Origin of the sequence: Stenotrophomonas sp. AN71, assembly GCF_050435725.1 — a bacterium.
GTDB lineage: Bacteria > Pseudomonadota > Gammaproteobacteria > Xanthomonadales > Xanthomonadaceae > Stenotrophomonas.
This window is the reverse complement of the sequence record NZ_JBNDKU010000002.1, coordinates 452,392-469,431: the sequence shown is the minus strand read 5'-3', so window position 1 is coordinate 469,431 and position 17,040 is coordinate 452,392. Positions and strand designations below refer to the sequence as shown.

The following is a 17,040-nucleotide window of genomic DNA, read 5'->3' as shown; positions in this document are numbered from 1 at the left end:
CTTTCCGGTGGCCAGGGGGGCTGCCGGCGACGTCCTGGACGGACGCACGGCTGCAGGAATGGGGGGCCGCCGCGCGTCGCCGTAATGGCTCGTGCCTATCGTTCTCCCGTTGAAGCACCACCGCGAAATGATCGAATTTTCCATCGTCGACTGGGCTGCCTGGGCGCCCGGCCTGAGCGAGCGTAGCCAGTGGCTGGGCTGGGCCGATGCACCGTCGCTGCCGCAAGGGGAAGACACCCCGGCACTGGCCGAGATACCGGCCATGCAGCGCCGCCGCATCGAACGGCTGGGCCGGATGGCGATCCAGGCTACCTGCTGGTGCGAGGACGGGCAGGGCGCCGACCGCGAGGTGCCGCTGGTATTCGCCAGTCGCCATGGTGACGTGGCCCGTTCGATGGACCTGCTGGGTGCGTTGATCAGCGAGCAGCCGCTGTCGCCGACCGCGTTCGGTTTGTCGGTGCACAACGCAATCGCCGCGCTGTATTCGATCGCCCGAGGCCACCGCGGCAACTACCTGGCGCTGGCCGCCGGGCGGGCCACGGTGGAGGCCGCATGCCTGGAGGCCGCCGGCCTGCTGGCCGATGGCGCCCGCGAAGTACGGGTGGTGGTCTATGAATCGCCACTTCCGGAAATTTACGCGACGTTCGCCGACGAACCTGACCCGTTCTTCGCGTGGTGCTGGCGGCTGACGGCGCCGGTCGCGGGCCAGCCAACCCTGACGCTTCACTGGGACGCCGCCCCCGACGTTGCCGACACTGCACCGGGTACGCTGCCGCATGCGCTCGACCTGCATCGCTTCCTGTTGTCCGGTGCAGCCGCGCTGGACCACGTGACCCAAGGCCAGCGCTGGTGCTGGAGACGCCGTGGCTGAAGCGCCGCGCCGCCTCGACCACGCCTGGCGGGTGCTCGGCACCGGCCTGAGCTTTGCCGCATTTGGCGTGGGCGGCCTGCTGCTGGGCGTGCTGGTGATGCCGGCGCTGCTGCTGATGCGCGATCCGATGGCCCGCCGCCGCCGCGCCCGCCGGGTCGTCCAGACCGCGTTCGCCAGCCATGTCCGGCTGATGTGCTGGCTGCGGGTGATGACCCTGCAGATCGAGGGCCGGGAGCGCCTGCAGCGGGACGGATTGCTGGTTCTGGCCAATCACCCGACCCTGATCGATGTGGTCTGCCTGATCGCGCTGTTGCCCAACGCTGACTGCGTGGTCAAACGGGCCGTGGCCTGCAACCCGTTCATGCGCGGCCCCGTGCGGGCGGCCGGTTACATTTCCAACGATGATGGTGCTGGCCTGGTCGATGACTGCGTGGCGGCGGTCCAGGCCGGCGGCACCCTGGTCATCTTCCCGGAGGGCACCCGCAGCGTGCCCGGGCAGCCACCGCGGCTGCAGCGCGGGGCCGCCAACATCGCCGTGCGCGGCCGGTTGGACATCACGCCGGTGCGGATCAGCTGTACCCCGCCGACCCTGACCAAGGGACAGAAGTGGTATCGTGTCCCCTCACGTCGCTTTCACGTTCGGCTGCAGATCGGCGAAGATATCCCGATCGCGCCCTTCCTGGCCGATGACGACTCGCCAAGGGGGGATGCCTTGGCAGCACGCCGCGTCACCGAGCACCTTTCTCGTTATTTCGACCTGTCTGGAGATCTGCCCCGTGCAAGCACTTGAGCACGAGATCAAGGAATTGATCATTTCCTCCCTTTCGCTGGAGGACATCACGCCGGAGGACATCGATCCGACCGCGCCGTTGTTCGTCGAGGGCCTTGGCCTGGATTCGATCGATGCGCTGGAGCTGGGCCTGGCGTTGCAGAAGAAGTACGGTGTCAGTCTCTCGGCCGATTCGGAAGAAACCCGTCGCCATTTCTCCAGCGTGCGCGCGCTCGGCGAGTTCGTCGCCGCCCGCCAGTCGTAACGGCGCCAGGAATTGCCATGACCAAGAATGAACTGTTCGAACGCATCGTCAGCATCCTGACCGACAGCTTCGAGATCGAACCGGCCCGGATCACCCCCGAGGCCCGTCTGTACGACGACCTGGACATCGACAGCATCGATGCGGTCGACCTGATCGTGCAGCTCAAGCCGCTGCTCGGCCGCAACCTGCAGCCGGAAGCGTTCAAGGCCGTGCGCACCGTGCAGGACATCGTCGATGTCGTGCATGGACTGCTGCCGGACCAGGCAGCCGCCTGACTGCAGCGCCGGCGGCATCGCCATGGCACGCGCACGCACGGTCGTGGTGGCAGCGATTTCGCTTGCCTACCCACTGCTGGTGTATCTGGCGATGGGCCGTTTCGAGCCACGCTGGCTGTCGCTGCTGCTGTTCACCCTGGCGGTGCTGCGCGCGCTGAGCACGCGCCAGCCGCTGTGGTGGGCCGCGGCCGCCGGCACCGGCCTGCTGGCCGTGCTGGCCACCGTGCTCAACCAGGCCCTGCCGTTGAAGCTGTACCCGGCGCTGGTCAATGCGGTGATGCTGGGCGTGTTCGGCACCAGCCTGCGCTTCGGCCCGCCGCTGGTGGAGCGCCTGGCGCGGCTGCAGGAGCCGGACCTGCCACCGTTCGCGGTGGCCTATACCCGCCGCGTCACCCAGGTGTGGTGCGGATTCTTCGTTCTCAACGGCAGCCTGGCCCTGCTGACCGCGCTGTATGCGTCGGACCGGGTCTGGATGCTCTACAACGGATTGTTGGCGTACGTGATGATGGGCGTGTTGTTCGCAGGTGAGTGGCTGGTGCGGCGACGGGTGAAGGCGGCGCACGCGCATGGCTGAGTGGATCGCCCTGGACCGGTTGTTGCTGGAGGCGCGGCCGCAACGCAGTGTCGGCTTCTGCGACGGCGAGCTGATCGATCACGTGCAGTTCCGCCAGCGCGTGCTGGCCTGGCGCGCGGCCTTCGCCGCTGCCCAGGGCCGCGACTGGGTCCTGTACTTCGACGACGCGGTGGCCTTCGCCGCAGCGCTGTTCGGTGCCTGGCATGCTGGCAAGCGGGTGTTCCTGGCGGCCGACAATCTGCCGGCCACACTGCAGGTACTGCAGCCGCAGGTCAGCGGTTTCGCAGGCGATGTCGCGCCCGACTACCGGCCGCTGGTGGCCGCTTCCGGCACCGGGGACGGCGAGCTGCAGGTGCTGAACGAGCGCGCCTGCGAGCTGTGCGTGTTCACCTCCGGCAGTACCGGACAGCCCAGCGCGATCGGCAAGCGCCTGGACCAGCTGGCGCGCGAGGTTGATGCGCTGCAGGCCGCGTTCGGCGCACAGATGGAGGGCGTGCAGGTGCACGGCACCGTCTCCCACCAGCACATCTACGGCCTGCTGTTTCGCGTGCTGTGGCCGTTGGCCGCCGGCCGCCTGATCCACCCGCGCCGGTTCTTCCATGAGGATCTGGTAGGTGCGCTGGCCGGGACTGAAACGGTGCTGGTGGCGACCCCGGCCCACCTCAAGCGCCTGCCCGAGCAGCTCGACTGGGCCAGCCTGCATGGCCGCCTGCGCGCAGTGTTCTCCTCCGGTGGCCCGCTGCCGGAAGAGGCGGCACGACAGGTCCGGCAGTGGCTGGGCGTGGCACCGACCGAGGTGTTCGGCAGCAGCGAGACCGGCGGTATCGCGTGGCGCCGGTGGGACACCGATCTGCCGCCGTGGCAGCCGCTGCCGGGCGTGCAGTGGCGGATCGATGACGGCTGCCTGGCGGTGGCCTCGGCACACCTGGAAACCTCGGACTGGTGGCGCACCCAGGACCGCGTCGAAGCGCTGGCCGATGGCCGCTTCCGCTTGCTGGGCCGCGCCGACCGCATCGTCAAGATCGAAGAACGCCGCGTTTCGCTGGATGCGCTGGAACGCGCGCTGCGCGAGGACGCCGAAGTGGACGACGTGCGCGTGCTGGTGCTGCCGGGCCCGCGCGAGCAGCTGGCGGCGGTGGTGGTGCCGGCCGATCCGGCGCTGCTGGAAGGTGGCGACGCCGCGCGGCGCGCGCTGGGCCAGCGCCTTGGCGCACGCCTGGCGCATGCGCATGACGCGGTGACCCGGCCGCGCCGTTGGCGCCTGGTGCAGGCGTTGCCGATCAATGCACAGGGCAAGGTCACCCAGGCCGCGCTGGCGGCGTTGTTCCAGCCGCTGATGCCGGTGCCGGTCTGGGATCACCGCGATGCCGCCAGCGCAACGCTGCGGATGACTCTCGATGCGACGCTGCGTGCTTTCCAGGGCCACTTCCCGCAAGCGGCGATCCTGCCTGGCGTCGCGCAGTTGGACTGGGCGGTGCGCTTTGGCCGCCAGGCGTTCGCGATGCCGGCCGCTTTCCTGCGCATGGATGCAGTGAAGTTCCAGCATGTGGCCCGCCCCGGCGATGAACTGACCCTGCAGCTGGACTGGGATGCCACGCGCAACGTGCTGGCCTTCCGCTACTCTTCCCGTCACGGTGTGCACGCCAGTGGCAAGGTGGTGTTCGCCGATGCGGACTGACCTGGCCGATACCGGTGCCGCATTCGCGCCACTGGTGGTGATTCCCGTCTACGACCACGAGCACGCCATCGCGGCCGTGGTCGATGGCGTGCAGGCCGCCGGCCTGCCCTGCCTGCTGGTCGACGATGGTTCGCATGCCGGCTGTGCGGCCGTGTTGCGCACGCTGGCACAGCGCCAGGACGTTGACCTGCTGCGCCTGGACATCAACCAGGGCAAGGGCGGAGCGATGCTGGCCGGTTTCGCCGAGGCCAGTGCGCGAGGCTACAGCCACGTGCTGCAGATCGACGCGGACGGCCAGCACGACACCGCCGACCTACCGCGTTTCATCGAGGCCGCGCGCGCGCGCCCGGACGCGGTGATCTGCGGTATTCCGGCCTACGACGCCAGCGTGCCGAAGGCGCGCCTGTACGGCCGCTACGCCACCCACGTCTGGGTCTGGATCAACACGCTGTCGTTGCATCTGCGCGACACCATGTGCGGCTTCCGCGTGTACCCGCTGCCGCCGGTGCTGCGCCTGATCGGCGAAGAGACCATCGGCCGCCGCATGGATTTCGACACCGAGGTGATGGTGCGCCTGTACTGGCGCCAGCTGCCGGTCGAGCACCTGGCCACGCGCGTGACCTACCCCTCCGATGGCGTGTCGCACTTCGATGTGTGGCGTGACAACGTGCGCATCAGCCGCATGCACACGCGCCTGTTCTTCGGCATGCTGCCGCGCGCACCGCGCCTGCTGTGGCGCCGTTTGCGGGGCCAGGGCTGAGATGGCGCGCACGCAGGACGCACCGCACTGGGCGGACATCGGCGAATCCACGTCGGTGGCCGGTGTGCTGTTCCTGTGCTGGGTGCACCGCTGGTTCGGGCGCTGGCCATTCCGCCTGTGCGTGTGGCCGGTGGTGACCTGCCACTGGCTGGGCAACCGTGTAGGCCGCCGGGCCTCGATGCAGTACCTGCAGCGCCTGCAGGCGCACAGCGGCGTGCTGGGCCGCGCACCGACCCGGCGTGACAGCCTGCGCCACTTCTTCGCCTTCGCCGATACGATGCTGGACAAGATCCTCGGCCTGGGCGGGCGCTATCCGGCCGAACGCATCCACCTGCATCGCGACCTGGTCCTGGAGAAGATCGCGCGCCGCGAAGGTGGGCTGATCCTCACCGCGCACATCGGCTGCCTGGAACTGTGCCAGGTGCTGGCCGAACAGGTGCCGGGGTTCCGCATCACCGTGCTGGTGCACACCGCGCATGCGCAGCGCTTCAACCGCCTGCTGCAGCGACTGGACCCGCTGGCGGCGGTGGAACTGGTGCAGGTGACGGAAATGGGGCCGGCCACGGCGGTGATGCTGGCCGAGCGCGTGGCGGCGGGTGGCTTCGTCGCCATCGTTGGCGACCGTACACCGGTGCAGGGCGGCCGCAGCGTCACCGCCGACTTCCTTGGCCATCGCGCGCCGTTCCCGATCGGTGCCTATGTACTTGCAGCCGCACTGGGCTGCCCGGTCTACACGATGTCCTGCCTGCACGAGGGCGGGGGCTATCGCGTGGCCTTTGAACAGTTCGCCGAACGCATCGTGCTGCCGCGTGGCTCGCGCGACGCGGCGCTGGCCGAACAGGCACAGCGATTCGCGCGCTGGCTGGAACTCCAGGTCATCCAGTCCCCGTTGGACTGGTTCAATTTCTTCCCCTTCTGGGATCAGGCTCCGCATGACGACTGACGCCGTACCCGTGTGCCGCTTTGGCGATGCACCGTTGACCATCGAAGACGTGGTTGCTCTGGCCCAGCGCCAGTGCGAGGCCGCGCTGAGCGACGTGCCGGCGTTCCGCGCGCACATCCAGCGCGGTGCCGACTTCCTCGACCGCCTGCTGCGCGAGGACGGGGTGATCTACGGCGTGACCACCGGCTACGGTGACTCGTGCACGGTGAACATCCCGCCGGCGCTGGTGGCCGAACTGCCACACCACCTCTACACCTATCATGGCTGCGGGCTGGGCCGCTACCTGGACCCGGTCGAAACCCGTGCGGTGCTGGCCGCACGCCTGGCCTCGCTGGTGCGTGGCATGTCCGGTGTCAGCGTGCCGCTGCTGGAAGGCCTGGCCACGCTGCTGCAGCACGATGTGCTGCCGCTGATTCCGGCCGAAGGCTCGGTGGGTGCCAGCGGTGACCTGACCCCGCTGTCCTACGTGGCGGCAGTGCTGTGCGGCGAGCGCGACGTGCTGCACGACGGCCGCGTGCAGCCGGCGGCCGAGGTGCTGGCGAAGATCGGCATGACCCCGCTGAAGCTGCGGCCGAAGGAAGGCCTGGCGATCATGAACGGCACCGCCGTGATGACCGGCCTGGCCTGCCTGGCCTGGCAGCGTGCCGATTATCTGTCCCGCATGGCCACGCGCCTGACTGCGTTCAATGTGCTGGCCAGTGATGGCAATGCGCATCACTTTGACGAAACCCTGTTCGCGGCCAAGCCACACCCGGGCCAGGGCCGCATCGCCGCACGCCTGCGCAGTGACCTGCACAGCGAGCGTCCGCCGCGCAATGAACAGCGCCTGCAGGATCGCTATTCGCTGCGCTGCGCGCCGCACGTGATCGGCGTGCTGGAGGACAGCCTGCCGTTCCTGCGCCAGCTGATCGAAACCGAACTGAACAGCGCCAACGACAATCCGCTGATCGATGCCGACGGCGAGCGGATCCTGCATGGCGGCCACTTCTACGGGGGCCACATCGCGCTGGCGATGGACACCCTGAAGAACACCGTGGCCAACGTTGCCGATCTGCTCGACCGCCAGCTGGCACTGGTGGTCGACGCGCGCTACAACCATGGCCTGCCGGCCAACCTGTCGGCGGCCACCGGCCCGCGCGCGGCCATCAATCATGGCCTGAAGGCACTGCAGATCAGCGTGTCGGCCTGGACCGCCGAAGCGCTGAAGCAGACCATGCCGGCCAGCGTGTTCTCGCGTTCCACCGAATGCCATAACCAGGACAAGGTCAGCATGGGCACCATTGCCGCGCGTGACTGCCTGCGCGTGATCGAGCTGACTGAACAGGTGGTGGCGGCGATGCTGGTCGCCGCCCGCCAGGGCCTGGCGCTGCGCGAACGGGTTGGCCTGAACGCGCAGCTGCATGGCAGTCTGGCCGACATGTACGCCGATCTGGGGCAGCGCATCGCCCTGGTTGAAGAAGACCGCGCGCTGGATCGCGAACTGCGGGAACTGCTGGTGGAGATCCGCGCGCAACGCTGGGAGCTGTATGTCGGTGAATGAGGCAATCGAACGGGCTGGCGAGATCGCGCTGACTCCGGCCTTCCATGACTGCGATCCGATGAACGTGGTCTGGCATGGCAACTATTTCAAGTATTTCGAGATCGCGCGCTGCGCGCTGCTCGCCCGCTACGACTACGACTACCCGCAGATGCTCGAATCGGGCTACCTGTGGCCGGTGGTCGACGCGCGGGTGAAGTACGTGCGCCCGCTGCTGTTCAACCAGGCCCTGCGCGTGGTCGCGCGCATCGTGGAATGGGAGAACCGCCTGAAGATCGAGTACGAAATCCTTGACGCGGAAAGCGGCCAGGTACTGACCCGCGCGATGACCATCCAGGTCGCGGTGGACGCGGCCAGCAAGGAAATGCTGTACCAGTGCCCGCCGGTGCTGTGGGAGCGCCTGGGAGTGCCTGCGCCATGAATTTGCTTGCCCGTCTTTCGAGCGTACTGCTGTGCGCGCTGCTGCTGGTGGCCGCGCCGCTGGTGCAGGCGGCTGACCCCGCCATCGATGCGATCACCCAGGCGGTAGCACGCCCGGACGTGCTGCGTGGCCAGTTCAGCCAGGAAAAGCAGGTCAGTGGCTTCAAGAATCCACTGCGCTCGCAGGGCCGGTTCGTGGTCGCGCGCCAGCACGGTGTGATCTGGACCACGCTCAAGCCGTTCCCGTCCGAGGTGGTGGTCACCGCCGACCGCATCCTCAGCCGCCAGCGCGACGGCAGCACCCGCGTCGAGCTTGATGCGCGGCAGCAGCCGGCGATGCGTTCGGTGAACGCGATCATGTTCGCGCTGATGAGTGGCGACGTGCAGGCACTGTCCAGCCAGTTCAATGTTGCTGCCAGCCGTGAAGGGCAGGGCTGGCGACTGCGCCTGACACCGAAGTCGGCGATGTTGGCCAAGGCGTTCCAGTCGCTGACGCTGCAGGGTGACCGTTACGTGCGCCAGGTCGAGATCGTTGAGGCCAACACGGACCGCACGCAGATCCAGTTCAGCGCGTTGAGCGAGGCCCCGGCCACGCTGAACCCCGATGAGGCGCGCCGCTTTGAGTGACGCCGTGGCGTTGAACGCACCGGACCGGTTGCGGCGCTGGTGGCATTGGCTGGGCATCGCCTGGCTGGTGCTGCTGCTGGTGCTGGGCGTGCAGCAGTGGCGCCTGTGGAGCCAGGAATCGCGGATCGACACCGACATTCTCGCCCTGCTGCCGCAGGACGCGCACGATCGCCTGCTCAGCGACGTCACCCGGCGCATTGCCGATGGCAGTTCGCGGCAGGTGGTGGTGCTGCTCGGCAGCAAGGACAGTGTCGCCGCCAAGCGTGCGCAGGCGGCCTTCGCCGCGGCCATGGCCGCGGATGCCGACAGCGCGTTGCTGGTGCCCAGTGGCTCGATCGAAGGCTGGTTCGATGAGGCGCGCGCGTTCTACGCGCCGTACCGCGACCGCCTGCTGACCCCGGCCCAGCGTGACCAACTGCAGCACACCGAACCGGGCGCGCTGGCCGGACAGGCACTGGCCGCGCTGTATGGCCCGATGGGTGCGCCGCGCCTGACCGACTGGCGGCAGGACCCGCTGTCGCTGTGGCCGCAGTGGTGGCAGCAGCAGGCACAGGGGTCGGGTCTGCGGCTGGGCGATGACGGGCTGCTCGAAGCCGAAGGCAGGCATTGGGCGGCGCTGCAGTTCGATACGGCCGGTTCGGCGTTCCAGCTCGACGGCGAGCGTCATCTCGATGGCCTGCTCGAACGGGCCGGTCAGGCCGCCAAGGCGGCTGCGCCGGAACTGGAAATCCTGCATGCCGGTGTGCCGCTGCACGCTGAGGCGGCTGCGGTGCAGGCCAACCGGGAGATCAACACCATCGGCTGGGGTTCGCTGGCGGCGGTGCTGCTGCTGGTGTGGCTGGCGTTCCGTTCCCTGCGGCCGATCCTGCTGGTTGCTGCTTCACTGTTGATCGGTTGCGGCGTCGCGCTGGCGGCCACCGTGCTGGTGTTCGGCAAGGTGCACGTGCTGACCCTGGTGTTCGGTGCGTCGCTGGTGGGCGTGGCCGAGGACTATGGCATTCACTGGTTCGCTTCGCGTCAGGCCGAGCCGGCTGATCGCCGCTGGAAACTGCTGCGACACCTGTTGCCCGGTCTATGGCTTGCCCTGCTGACCAGCGCGCTGGCCTACCTGGCACTGGGCCTGGCGCCGTTCCCCGGCCTGCGGCAGATGGCGTTGTTCTCGGTGGTCGGCCTGGCCGCTGCCTTCCTCACGGTGATCTTCTGGTTCCCGTGGCTGGACGGTGGCGAGATCCGTACCACCCGCTTCGCGCAGTGGCTGGGCAACACGCTGGAACGCTTCCCGCGTCTGCACGGCACGCGACCGGTGACGGTGTTCGTGCTGGCTGCACTGGCGATCTCCGCCATTGGCATCACGCGCCTGCACAGCAACGACGACCTGCGCAGCCTGCAGTCTTCGCCACCGGCCTTGATGGCCCAGCAGATCCGCCTGAGCCAGCTGCTGGGCATGCCCAGCCCGGCGCAGTTCTACCTGGTGCAGGGTGCCGATGCGGCGCAGCTGCTGCAGCGCGAGGAGGCGCTGACCGGGCGCCTGCGCGCGCTGGCCGGTGACCAGCGCATCGGCGGCTATCGTGCGATCAGCGACTGGCTGCCGTCGCCGGCACGCCAGCAGGCCGACGCCGCGTTGACCGCGAAGGTGGAACCCGGCGTGCTGGACGCAGTGTCCGAAGCCGTCGGTGAGCCGTTGCCGCGCCCGGACTTCGCCGCCACGCCGCTGACCGCCGAGGCGTTCCTGGCGTCACCGGCCTCGCAGCCGTTCCGCCACCTGTGGGTGGGCGAGGTCGGTGGGCAGATGATCAGCGTGGTGATGGTCGATGACCTGTCACGCGCCGACGCACTGACGACCCTGCGGGGCGCAGCCGAAGGCCTGCCGGGCGTGCGCTGGGTTGACCGCACCGCCGACTTCTCGCAGCTGCTGGGCCACTACCGCAAGTTGATGGGCGGGCTGCTGCTGGTGGGCATCGTGCTGGTGTTCGGTGCGCTGTGGCTGCGCTACCGCCGACAGGCCTGGCGCGTGTTCGCGCCGACCCTGATTGCCAGTGCGTTGACCCTGGGCCTGCTGGGCCTGTTCGGCCAGCCGCTGCAGCTGTTCAACGTGCTGGCGCTGATGCTGCTGCTGGGCATGGGCATCGACTACGGCATCTTCCTGATCGAGCACCGTGGTGACGCCAGCGCCTGGTTGGCGGTGTGCGTGGGCGCGGCCAGTACCTGGCTGTCGTTCGGCCTGCTGGGCCTGTCGCAGACCCCGGCGTTGCGCGCCTTTGGCCTGACCCTGCTGTTCGGCATCGGCCTGGTCTGGCTGATCTCGCCCCTGTTCCGGCCACCGCCGCACGACCTGCCTTCGGCCTGATTCTGCCTTCCGGCTTTTTTCTTTCCACTTGATCGAGCAACAAGGACGCACCGATGAATACCGCTGTGGACGCTGTCGAACGTACCGAGATCCTGATCATCGGCGCCGGGCCCGCCGGTTCCGTGGCCGCGGCCATGCTGCGCCAGCAGGGCCGCCAGGTGCTGATGCTGGAACGACAGCAGTTCCCGCGCTTCTCCATCGGCGAGAGCCTGCTGCCGCAGAGCATGGAGTACATCGAAGCGGCCGGCCTGCTGCAGGACGTGGTCGAAGCCGGCTTCCAGCACAAGAACGGCGCCGCCTTCGTGCATGGCGAGGCGCGCACTACGTTCGATTTCAGGAAGAAGTTCTCGCCGGGCTGGGGCACCACCTACCAGGTGCAGCGCGCCGACTTCGACAACGTGCTGGCACGCGGCGCCGAGCGCATGGGCGCCACGCTGCGCTTCGGCGACGAGGTGCTGTCGGTCGAACCCGGTGAACAGCCCGCGGTGAACGTGCGCCGCCCGGATGGCAGCGAGTACCGCATCGAGGCCGATTTCATTCTCGATGCCTCAGGCTTCGCACGCCTGCTGCCACGTTTGCTGCAGCTGGAATCGCCGTCCAATTTCCCCGTGCGCGGCGCGATCTTCTGCCATGTGCGCGACAACATCCCGGCTGAAGCGGACTTCGACCGCAACAAGATCCTGATCACCACCCATCCCGAGCACATCGATGTCTGGTACTGGACGATTCCGTTTTCCAACGGCTGCTGCTCGCTGGGCGTGGTCGCCGAACCGTCGTTCTTCGAGCGCTACGAGGGCGATGATCTGCAGAAGCTGCAGGCCATCGTCGGCGAGGATCCGAACCTGACCGGGCTGCTGGCCAACGCCGAATGGGCTGTGTTGCCGGTGCGCCGCATCACCGGCTATTCGGCCAATGTCAGCTCGCTGTGGGGCCCGGGCTATGCGCTGCTGGGCAACGCCGGCGAATTCCTCGATCCGGTGTTCTCCTCCGGCGTGACCATCGCCTTCAAGTCCGCGCAGCTGGCCAGCGACTGCCTCAAGCGGCGCTACGCCGGGGAAGTGGTGGATTGGGAGACGGAGTTCTCGACCCCGCTGCGTGCCGGCGTGAAGACCTTCCGCCGTTTCGTGGAAAGCTGGTACCAGGGCGGGTTCCAGAAGATCATCTACCACCCGCAGCAGCAGCCTGAAGTGCGCAACATGATCAGTTCCATCCTGGCCGGCTATGCCTGGGACACCAACAACCCGTACGTGGCCGACGAGAGTGGCCGCCGCATGCGCGTGCTGGAGGAACTGTGCAGCGTTTGATGGCCCGGATCGCGGCGCTGCTGCTGTGCGTGCTGGTGACGGCCTGTGCCGGCCGCATGCCGAAGCCGCAGGTGGAACTACCGCCGCTGCGCCTGTCGCCGGCCAGCCTGCCGGCGCCGCTGGCGTTGCAGCAGCAGCTGCATTTCCGCTTCGGCAGCCATGAACGCGACCTCGATGCGCTGCTGGAAGCCGATGCGCAGCAGGTACAGCTGGCGGTGCAGGCGATGGGCCAGACCGGTGTGCGCCTGCAATGGGATGGCCAGCAGCTGACCCAGCAGCGCGCTCCGTGGCTGCCGCCGCAGGTACGCGCCGAGCGTGTGCTGGACGACCTGCAGTTTGCGCTGTGGCCGACTGCCGCCATCGCCGCCGCGTTGCCGGCCGGCTGGCAGGTCAGTGATGATGGCCATCAGCGCAGCCTGTCGCGCGATGGCACGGTGTGGTTGCAGCTGCAGCGCCTGGACGATGGCAGCGTGCAGCTGGACAACCGTGCCGAAGGCTATGCGCTGCGCATCGAATCGATCGACATGGCCGGGCAGGACCGATGAGCGCACCGATCTACCTGAACGACCTGGGTGTGGTCTGTGCGCTCGGCGAGGGTCGCGCCGCGGTGGCGTCGGCGCTGTTCGCCGACGCGCCAGGCGGGCTCAGCGACAACGACAGCCTGCTGCCGGGCCGCACCCTGGCGCTGGGCGAAGTGCGCACGCCGCTGCCGGCGCTGGATGACCTGCCGGTGGCTCTGCGCGGGCGCAACAACGCACTGCTGGATGTGGCACTGGCGCAGATCGCACCGGCGGTAGCCGCGGCGATCGCCCGGCATGGCGCCGAGCGTGTGGCGGTGGTGCTGGGCACCAGCACCTCGGGCATCGGTGAATCCGAGCAGGCACTGCGGACCCACGCCGAGCAGGGCCAATGGCCGCAGGGATTCGATTACGCCCAGCAGGAAATGGGCACCGCCGCGCAGTTCGTGCGCCAGCGTAGTGGCGCGCAGGGCCCTGCATGGACCCTTTCCACCGCCTGCTCGTCCAGCGCGAAGGCACTGATGTCGGCCGCACGCATGCTGCGCGCCGGCATCGTCGATGCGGTGATCGCCGGGGGTGCCGATTCGCTGTGCCGCTTCACCGTAGCCGGCTTCAGTGCATTGGAATCAGTGTCGGCGCTGCGCTGCAATCCGTTCTCGCAGCACCGCGCCGGCATCAACATCGGCGAGGGGGCCGCGTTGTTCCTGCTCACCCGCGAGCCTGGCCCGGTATGCCTGGCCGGCTGGGGCGAGTCGGCCGACGCGCACCACATGTCCGCCCCCGACCCGCAGGGCCTGGGCGCCATCGACGCCCTGCAGCAGGCGCTGATGCGCGCCGGTTGGGCGGCCGATGAGGTGGACTACGTGAACCTGCACGGCACCGCCACCGGCCACAACGATGCCATGGAGAGCCTGGCGGTCTGGCAGGTGCTGGGCAACGGTGTGCCGGCCAGTTCGACCAAGCCGTTGACCGGGCATACGCTGGGCGCCTCGGGCGCGATCGAGGCGGCGTTGTGCTGGATGCTGCTGGCTGAAAACCCGCAGCAGCAGTTGCCGCCCCACTGGTGGGACGGCGTCGCCGACCCCGCACTGCCGGTGCTGCCGCTGGTCGCGCCCGGCACCCGCCTGGCGCAGCCGCCGCGGCGGGTGCTGAGCAATTCGTTCGCCTTCGGCGGCAGCAATGCCGTGCTGGCGCTGGAGCGTCGATGAACACGCTGTACGCGATCGAAGACGTGGTACCGCACCGCCAGGACATGTGCCTGCTGGAACGCATCACGCACTGGGACCAGGACGCCATCGAAGCCGAGCTGGTGGTGCCCGAGGCCGGGCTGTTCGTCGAGGCTGGCGAGGTTCCGGCGTGGGTTGGCATCGAGTACATGGCGCAGGCCATCGCGGCCTGGGCCGGTTGCCGTGCACGCGCAGCCGGCAAGCCGCCGCAGCTGGGCTTCCTGCTGGGCAGCCGCCGTTACAGCAGCCAGCGCAGTGGTTTTCCCAGCGGTTCCCGCCTGCGCGTACAGGCGCGCTGCGAGCTGTTGGGTGACAATGGTTTGGGGATGTTCGCCTGCCGCATCCTGGCGGGCGAGGACGAATGGGCGACAGCCAACGTGTCGGTGTTCGAACCGGCCGATGCGATGGCCTATCTGGAGAGTGGACAGGCATGACAGGGAATCGAAGCGTGCTGGTGACCGGCGCCAGCCGGGGCATCGGCCGGGCCATTGCGCTGCGCATCGCGCGTGATGGCTTCGACGTGGTGGTGCATTGCCGCAGCCGCCTGGACGAGGCACAGGCCGTGATGGCCGAGATCCATGCATTGGGCCAGCAGGCCCGCGTGCTGATGTTCGACGTGGCCGACCGCGAGGATGCACGCGCCGTGCTGGAGGCCGATGTCGAAGCGCATGGCGCGTACTACGGGGTGGTCTGCAATGCCGGCATCGCCCGCGACGGCGCCTTCCCGGCGCTGTCAGCGGACGATTGGGACCAGGTCATCCACACCAATCTGGATGGCTTCTACAACGTGCTGCACCCGTTGATCATGCCGATGGTGCGGCGGCGCAAACCGGGCCGCATCGTCACCCTGTCGTCGGTGTCCGGGCTGGCCGGCAACCGCGGGCAGGTCAACTACAGCGCTGCCAAGGCCGGCATCATCGGTGCCACCAAGGCGCTGGCGCTGGAACTGGCCAGCCGCCAGATCACCGTCAATTGCGTGGCCCCGGGCCTGATCGAGACCGAAATGCTCAACGATGAAGTGATCGAACACGCGCTCAAGCTGATTCCCGCCGGCCGCGTCGGCCGTCCCGACGAAGTGGCCGCCACCGTGGCGTTCCTGCTGTCCGAGCCGGCCGGCTACATCACCCGTCAGGTGATCTCGGTGAACGGGGGCATGCTCTGATGGCCGCCGACCGTCGCGTGGTGGTCACCGGTGCCGCCGCCATCAGTCCGCTCGGTCATGACTGGCCGACCATCGAGGCGCACCTGCGCAGCTGCCGCAACGCGGTGCGCGCGATGCCCGAGTGGGACGTCTACGCCGGGCTGAATACCAAGCTGGCCGCGCCGGCGCAGGACTTCGAGCTGCCGCCGAACTACAACCGCAAGACCACCCGTTCGATGGGCAAGGTCGCGATCATGTCGGTGCGCGCCACCGAGGTGGCACTGCGCGAAGCCGGTCTGCATGAGCACCCGGTGCTGCGCAGTGGCCGTACCGGCGTGGCCTACGGTTCCTCGTCGGGCAGCCACGAGGCGACCGGTGAGTTCGGGCGCATGCTCAACGAGTTCACCACCGAAGGCATCAGCGCCACCACCTACCTGAAGATGATGAGCCACACCGCACCGGTCAACATCGGTGTGTTCTTCGGCCTGTCCGGGCGCGTCTACACCACCTCCAGTGCCTGCACCTCGGGCAGCCAGGGCGTGGGTGCGGCCTATGAAGCAATCCGCAGCGGCAAGCAGACGGTGATGGTCGCCGGCGGCGCCGAGCAGCTCGACGCCACCGCCGCCGCAGTGTTCGACACCCTGTTCGCCACCAGCGTGCGCAACGATGCACCGCAGACCACGCCGCGCCCGTTCGATGCCGGCCGCGATGGCCTGGTGCTGGGTGAAGGTGCCTGCACGCTGATCCTGGAAGACCTGGAGCATGCGCAGGCGCGTGGCGCCACCATTCTTGCCGAGGTGGTCGGCTACGGCACCAACAGCGATGGCCAGCACGTCACCCAGCCCAGCGCCGACACCATGGCCCAGGCCATGCGCCTGGCGTTGGAGGACGCCGGCCTGGACGCTGCGCAGATCGACTACGTCAACGCCCATGGCACCGCCACCGACCACGGTGACATCGCCGAGACCCAGGCCACCGCGCAGGTGTTCGGCAACCGCGTGCCGATCAGCTCGCTGAAGAGCTACGTCGGCCACATGCTGGGTGCCTGTGGCGCGTTCGAGGCCTGGCTGAGCATCCAGATGATGCGCGCCGGCTGGTTCGCGCCGACCCTGAACCTGGCCGAGGTCGACCCGCGCTGCGGCCAGCTGGACTTCATCACCGGGCAGGGCCGCGATCTGCAGGCCGAGTACGTGATGAGCAACAACTTCGCCTTCGGCGGCATCAACACCTCGCTGGTGTTCCGCCGCTGGAGCGAGTGATCCACCGCCCCCTGTTCCCGCACCTACCCGCACCCTCGACAAGGAGATGTTCCGATGCGCCGTACCCTGATGATCGCCACTGCCACCGCGCTGCTGGCCCTGACCTCCACCGCCTCTGCCCGCGACACCCGCGTCGAGCAGTCCCTGCAGGAACTGGTCAGTTCGCAGGCCGCCAGGGATGCCGGCATCGACGGCAGCGTGCGTTTCTACCTGGCCGGCCAGCCGGTCAGCGTGCAGCAGCGCCTGGGCGAAGACGTGACCAACAAGAAGACCAACGCCGCCAACAAGAGCGATGCCGAGGCCTGCCGCTGGGTCGCGCTGTCGGCGCTGCGCGCGCTGCAGGATGGTGCCAGGTCGCGCGGTGCCAACGCGGTGGTCGACATCGTCAGCTACTACAAGAAGAACGAGTTCAAGAGCAGCACCAACTATGAGTGCTACGCCGGCGCCATCCTTGCCGGTGTCGCGCTGAAGGGTACCTACGCCAAGGTCAAGTAAGCGCCCGCAGGGCGGTGGCGCTGGCTGAACG

Annotated in this window: 19 protein-coding genes; all 19 read left to right on the top strand. The window is 68.4% G+C overall.

Annotated features, from left to right (window positions below; genetic code table 11):
- Positions 1-127: 127 nt before the first annotated feature.
- Genes ABH900_RS05885 through ABH900_RS05795 form a run of 19 tightly spaced genes read left to right on the top strand, consistent with a single transcriptional unit; the run spans position 128 to position 17,009 of the window.
- Positions 128-871 carry a beta-ketoacyl synthase chain length factor gene (locus tag ABH900_RS05885; RefSeq protein WP_429621963.1) on the top strand — a complete coding sequence of 248 codons (744 nt, stop codon included), beginning with the start codon at positions 128-130 and terminating at the stop codon, positions 869-871.
- Entirely contained in the window at positions 864-1,661 is a 798-nt protein-coding gene (locus ABH900_RS05880) for a lysophospholipid acyltransferase family protein (protein WP_429621962.1), read from the top strand. Before ABH900_RS05885 ends, ABH900_RS05880 begins: the two co-directional genes overlap by 8 nt.
- Positions 1,648-1,905, top strand: coding sequence for a phosphopantetheine-binding protein (locus tag ABH900_RS05875; RefSeq protein ID WP_005411610.1), 258 nt, complete (start codon positions 1,648-1,650; stop codon positions 1,903-1,905). The genes ABH900_RS05880 and ABH900_RS05875 overlap by 14 nt, the downstream gene beginning before the upstream one ends.
- Positions 1,906-1,922: 17 nt before the next feature.
- Positions 1,923-2,180, top strand: a complete 258-nt coding sequence (locus ABH900_RS05870) for an acyl carrier protein (protein ID WP_057497823.1) — start codon at positions 1,923-1,925, stop codon at positions 2,178-2,180.
- Between the two features lie 22 nt (positions 2,181-2,202).
- Complete coding sequence (locus tag ABH900_RS05865; RefSeq protein WP_429621961.1) at positions 2,203-2,754, top strand: hypothetical protein; 552 nt, start codon at positions 2,203-2,205, stop codon at positions 2,752-2,754.
- Entirely contained in the window at positions 2,747-4,432 is a 1,686-nt protein-coding gene (locus ABH900_RS05860; RefSeq protein WP_429621960.1) for an AMP-binding protein, read from the top strand. The genes ABH900_RS05865 and ABH900_RS05860 overlap by 8 nt, the downstream gene beginning before the upstream one ends.
- Positions 4,422-5,192 carry a glycosyltransferase family 2 protein gene (locus ABH900_RS05855; protein WP_429621959.1) on the top strand — a complete coding sequence of 257 codons (771 nt, stop codon included), beginning with the start codon at positions 4,422-4,424 and terminating at the stop codon, positions 5,190-5,192. The genes ABH900_RS05860 and ABH900_RS05855 overlap by 11 nt, the downstream gene beginning before the upstream one ends.
- A 1-nt stretch (position 5,193) precedes the next feature.
- Positions 5,194-6,135 carry an acyltransferase gene (locus tag ABH900_RS05850; RefSeq protein WP_429621958.1) on the top strand — a complete coding sequence of 314 codons (942 nt, stop codon included), beginning with the start codon at positions 5,194-5,196 and terminating at the stop codon, positions 6,133-6,135.
- On the top strand, positions 6,125-7,675 hold the full coding sequence (locus tag ABH900_RS05845; protein WP_429621957.1) for an HAL/PAL/TAL family ammonia-lyase: 1,551 nt from the start codon (positions 6,125-6,127) through the stop codon (positions 7,673-7,675). The genes ABH900_RS05850 and ABH900_RS05845 overlap by 11 nt, the downstream gene beginning before the upstream one ends.
- Positions 7,662-8,093: an acyl-CoA thioesterase gene (locus ABH900_RS05840; RefSeq protein ID WP_429621956.1), complete on the top strand. Its 432-nt coding sequence runs from the start codon at positions 7,662-7,664 to the stop codon at positions 8,091-8,093. The genes ABH900_RS05845 and ABH900_RS05840 overlap by 14 nt, the downstream gene beginning before the upstream one ends.
- Positions 8,090-8,719, top strand: a complete 630-nt coding sequence (locus ABH900_RS05835) for an outer membrane lipoprotein carrier protein LolA (RefSeq protein ID WP_429621955.1) — start codon at positions 8,090-8,092, stop codon at positions 8,717-8,719. Before ABH900_RS05840 ends, ABH900_RS05835 begins: the two co-directional genes overlap by 4 nt.
- Positions 8,697-11,066: an MMPL family transporter gene (locus tag ABH900_RS05830; protein WP_429621954.1), complete on the top strand. Its 2,370-nt coding sequence runs from the start codon at positions 8,697-8,699 to the stop codon at positions 11,064-11,066. Before ABH900_RS05835 ends, ABH900_RS05830 begins: the two co-directional genes overlap by 23 nt.
- Positions 11,067-11,119: 53 nt before the next feature.
- Complete coding sequence (locus ABH900_RS05825; RefSeq protein ID WP_429621953.1) at positions 11,120-12,370, top strand: NAD(P)/FAD-dependent oxidoreductase; 1,251 nt, start codon at positions 11,120-11,122, stop codon at positions 12,368-12,370.
- A complete protein-coding gene (locus ABH900_RS05820) occupies positions 12,358-12,915 on the top strand; it encodes a DUF3261 domain-containing protein (RefSeq protein ID WP_429621952.1) in 558 nt (185 codons plus the stop codon). The genes ABH900_RS05825 and ABH900_RS05820 overlap by 13 nt, the downstream gene beginning before the upstream one ends.
- Entirely contained in the window at positions 12,912-14,096 is a 1,185-nt protein-coding gene (locus tag ABH900_RS05815; RefSeq protein WP_429621951.1) for a beta-ketoacyl-ACP synthase, read from the top strand. The genes ABH900_RS05820 and ABH900_RS05815 overlap by 4 nt, the downstream gene beginning before the upstream one ends.
- Complete coding sequence (locus ABH900_RS05810) at positions 14,093-14,548, top strand: hypothetical protein (RefSeq protein ID WP_429621950.1); 456 nt, start codon at positions 14,093-14,095, stop codon at positions 14,546-14,548. The genes ABH900_RS05815 and ABH900_RS05810 overlap by 4 nt, the downstream gene beginning before the upstream one ends.
- Complete coding sequence (locus ABH900_RS05805; RefSeq protein ID WP_429621949.1) at positions 14,545-15,276, top strand: 3-ketoacyl-ACP reductase FabG2; 732 nt, start codon at positions 14,545-14,547, stop codon at positions 15,274-15,276. Before ABH900_RS05810 ends, ABH900_RS05805 begins: the two co-directional genes overlap by 4 nt.
- Positions 15,276-16,514 (top strand): beta-ketoacyl-ACP synthase, encoded by a 1,239-nt coding sequence (locus ABH900_RS05800; RefSeq protein ID WP_429621948.1) that lies wholly within the window; start codon positions 15,276-15,278, stop codon positions 16,512-16,514. Before ABH900_RS05805 ends, ABH900_RS05800 begins: the two co-directional genes overlap by 1 nt.
- A gap of 54 nt (positions 16,515-16,568) precedes the next feature.
- The gene (locus ABH900_RS05795; protein WP_429621947.1) at positions 16,569-17,009 is read left to right on the top strand and encodes an excinuclease ATPase subunit; all 441 of its coding nucleotides are present in this window, start codon (positions 16,569-16,571) and stop codon (positions 17,007-17,009) included.
- Positions 17,010-17,040: the final 31 nt, after the last annotated feature.